1 protein-coding gene is annotated in these 728 nt (G+C 71.2%); it reads right to left on the bottom strand.

All coding sequences use genetic code 11. The annotated features are described in order from the left end of the window. On the bottom strand, positions 1 to 433 hold a 433-nt coding region (locus D7V93_RS43735; protein ID WP_279637003.1), incomplete at its 3' end, for a gamma carbonic anhydrase family protein. Between the last annotated feature and the right edge of the window lie 295 nt (positions 434 to 728).

The following is a 728-nucleotide window of genomic DNA, read 5'->3' as shown; positions in this document are numbered from 1 at the left end:
GGACGAAGGGGTGGCGGTCGCGGAAGGCATACAGCTGGCCCATGGGTGCATCCTCGGCGCGGTCCCGCGCGGAAAAAGAGGTCAACGGCTGCGAGGAGAGGGACAGGTCTCCGCCCCAGCGCTGCTGCAGGCGGGCCAGGTCCTCGGAGGAGAGCACCCGCAGCACCTGCCCGGGCCGGCCGAACACCACCGACTGCTCCGGCACCACCATGCCCGGAGGCAGCACCGTGCCTTCCCCCACCACGCAGCGGTCGCCCAGCGTCACGCCGGGCATCAGGATGGCGCCGCCCCCGATGTCGCACAGGGCTCCGACCTGCGCGCCGATGACGAGCGAGCGCGGTCCCAGGTGGGTCTTCTCACCGATGGAAGTGGGGCGATCCGGCGTGCCCACCACCACCGCGTCCTCGCGCAGCGTGGAGGAGGCCCCCATCATCACGGAGCCTCCCACCGAGCGCACGACGGTGCCTCGGGAAATGACCGCCCCGCGTCCCACCTGGAGTGTGCCCAGCAGGCGTGCGGACGAGGCCAACGTGAAATGCGGTCCCGCCATGGTGGGCAGGGAGGAAGCGGTCGCTGTCGTGGGACTCATCGGGAATCCGCAAGCTACTCCTCGCTCCGCGGATCGGGTGTTACCCCCGAGCGCGACACCGCCGTCAGGCAGCCGACGCTCGCCCGTGTGTAGGGCGGGTGGGTGCGGAACCTCCAGACGTCAGGGGTCGGGGTCAGGA

This window comes from Corallococcus llansteffanensis (assembly GCF_003612055.1).
Taxonomy (GTDB): domain Bacteria; phylum Myxococcota; class Myxococcia; order Myxococcales; family Myxococcaceae; genus Corallococcus; species Corallococcus llansteffanensis.
This window is presented reverse-complemented; position numbering and strand designations above follow the sequence as displayed.